The organism is Flavobacterium sp., from assembly GCF_028712645.1.
Classification (GTDB): domain Bacteria; phylum Bacteroidota; class Bacteroidia; order Flavobacteriales; family Flavobacteriaceae; genus Flavobacterium.
In genome coordinates, this window is record NZ_JAQTPQ010000385.1 from 1 (window position 1) to 2,541 (window position 2,541).

Below are 2,541 nucleotides of genomic sequence, written 5' to 3' on the forward strand. Positions count from 1 at the left end.
CCAATTGTATTACAACCCCGAATTGAAAAGTGTTTTTACCTTTGTTCCCGGTGTAATGACCATTATTTTGATGCTTGTTTCGGCAATGATGACTTCTATTTCCATAACACGAGAAAAAGAATTGGGCACGATGGAAGTGTTGCTAGTTTCTCCCTTAAAACCTTTTCAAGTAATTATAGGCAAAGTATTTCCGTATATTTTCTTGTCTATAATCAACGCTGCAATTATTCTGCTTTTAGGCTTTTTTGTATTCGGGATGCCAGTCGAAGGAAACCTATTTTTATTGGCATTCGAAAGTATTTTGTTCATTACAACAGCACTTTCTTTAGGCATATTAATATCGACTGTTTCACAATCGCAACAAACCGCAATGATGCTTTCACTGATGGGATTAATGTTGCCCGTCATCATACTTTCGGGTTTTATTTTTCCTGTTTCGAGTATGCCGTTGCCGTTGCAAATCATCAGCAACATCATTCCCGCTAAGTGGTTTATCATCATTATCAAAGCCATTTTGCTCAAAGGAGCAACAATAAATGTAATTTGGAAAGAAACGTTGATTCTCATTGGAATGACTGCGTTTTTCCTTACGGTAAGCATCAAGAAATACAAAATTAGGTTGGACTAAGCCCCCCAACCCCCAAAGGGTGAGCTAAAAAAAAATTGAGAATAGACAAAAAATAAAAAAATCCGTGATAATCAGTTAAATCCGCGATATCCGTGGCCCATTATGAAAACAATACTATTCATCATACAAAAGGAGTTCCGCCAAATCTTTAGAAATAAAGCAATGCTTCCTATCATATTTGTTTTGCCATTGGTGCAATTGCTTATTTTATCGAATGCCGCCAGTTTTGAAATCAAAAACATCAAGTTTTCGTATGTTGACAACGATCATTCCGAAGCTTCCAGAGAATTGATTTCGAAATTTCAAGCTTCCAATTATTTCAATATCACCGAAAGTTTTTCTTCTAAAAAAGAAGCCGATTTGCAAATGCAAACTGGAAAAGTCGATGTTATTCTCGAAATTCCCAATCATTTTGAACGTGATTTAATCAAGGAAAATGGCACGAATCTTTCGGTAAGCATCAACGCCATTGATGGTGCGGCGGCAGGAGTGGAGAATGTCTATATTTCGCAAATCATAGGCGGTTTTAATCAAAAAATCCAAACCCAATTGGTTCAATATAACGAGGCTTCATACATTCAACCCGTGAATATTGTGACGATTCCTTCGTTTTGGTACAACAATACCTTAAACTATAAAACCTTTATGGTTCCGGGAATTTTGGTGTTATTAGTAACAATGCTCACGCTTTTTCTGTCTTCGATGAATATTGTTCGTGAAAAAGAAATTGGCACCTTAGAACAAATTAACGTTACGCCAATTCGAAAATACCAGTTTGTCATTGGGAAATTGTTTCCTTTTTGGGTCTTGGGATTGGTGATTTTGACCGTTGGATTACTCATTGCCAGAGTCGTTTTCAGCGTTCCCATTTTAGGAAGTATTGGGTTGATTTATTTCTTTACTTCCGTTTATTTATTGGTCATTCTCGGCATTGGATTAATTATTTCTAACTATTCTGATACGCAACAACAGGCAATGTTTGTGGCTTGGTTTTTTACCGTTATTTTTATCTTAATGAGCGGATTATTCACGCCAATCGAAAGTATGCCGGCGTGGGCACAAAACCTGACTTTGCTCAATCCTATTCGCTATTTTGTGGAAATCATAAGGATGGTAATGCTTAAAGGAGCCACGTTCTCGGATATATCGAGACCGTTTTTTATGATTCTTTTTTATGCTTTTGCCTTGAATGGAATTGCGGTTTGGAGTTATAGGAAAGTGAATTAGAGAATTGTTTTGTCTGCTCACACGCTGTGCGAAGTCTCCCGACTTCGTACCTATTGCTATTTGCCGTTACAATTTAGGTGCTATTTTTATGAGTCGTGGTTTGTTTCCTGTGTTTGTTGCTTATTGGAATAGCTACGAAGTCGGGAGACTTCGCAGAGCAATCCTAGGTTTAATAATATTTGTTTTTAAGGAACACTTCGAGGAGCGGGGCTCAAAAATAATAGTCTTTTGTTATGCTTTTTTTAGTTTACAATTGGAATGGGCACGGATTGCAAATCCGCGCTATCGGGTATGGGCACGGATTGCAAATCCGCGCTATCGGGTTCTTTCTCCAATATATGTTGTATTGAGTAAAGTGTCTCCAAATCTTATATCTTGGATACTGTTTAATTTTTCAAAGAAATTGTCATATTCTTCTAAAGTACAATCTTTTAATTTAAGAAGTGTGTCTACCATTTTTATTTATTTTAGTGTTTTACGGAAACCCGTAAAGATTATTAATTATTAAGTTATAATGTTGTCAAATATTAATCTTATAACTTATTTATTATGAAAAAATTACTTTTTGTTTTTACAGCACTTTTACTGTTCTCTTGTTCATCAAGTTCAGATGACAATAATTCTTCAAATTCCGATTTTCATCCACCAACTTGGATTCAAGGTACTTGGGGACTTAAAGCCTCTGA

Annotated in this window: 3 protein-coding genes; 2 read left to right on the forward strand and 1 reads right to left on the reverse strand. The window is 36.0% G+C overall.

Annotation, left to right across the window (positions count from 1 at the left end; genetic code table 11):
* Positions 1-628: ABC transporter permease (locus PHC28_RS18225; protein ID WP_300103877.1), on the forward strand; the 628-nt coding region annotated here is incomplete at its 5' end.
* 102 nt (positions 629-730) lie between these two features.
* Positions 731-1,855 carry an ABC transporter permease gene (locus PHC28_RS18230; protein WP_300103879.1) on the forward strand — a complete coding sequence of 375 codons (1,125 nt, stop codon included), beginning with the start codon at positions 731-733 and terminating at the stop codon, positions 1,853-1,855.
* A 315-nt stretch (positions 1,856-2,170) separates the two neighbouring features.
* Here PHC28_RS18230 and PHC28_RS18235 read toward each other — a convergent pair whose 3' ends face one another.
* Positions 2,171-2,311 (reverse strand): hypothetical protein, encoded by a 141-nt coding sequence (locus PHC28_RS18235; RefSeq protein WP_300103882.1) that lies wholly within the window; start codon positions 2,309-2,311, stop codon positions 2,171-2,173.
* Positions 2,312-2,541 lie beyond the last annotated feature (230 nt).

Bases quoted from the DNA above. Each gene is read 5' to 3' on its own strand.
- PHC28_RS18230 (WP_300103879.1), top strand. From the start codon at position 731: ATGAAAACAATACTATTCATCATACAAAAGGAGTTCCGCCAAATCTTT.
- PHC28_RS18235 (WP_300103882.1), bottom strand. From the start codon at position 2,311: ATGGTAGACACACTTCTTAAATTAAAAGATTGTACTTTAGAAGAATAT.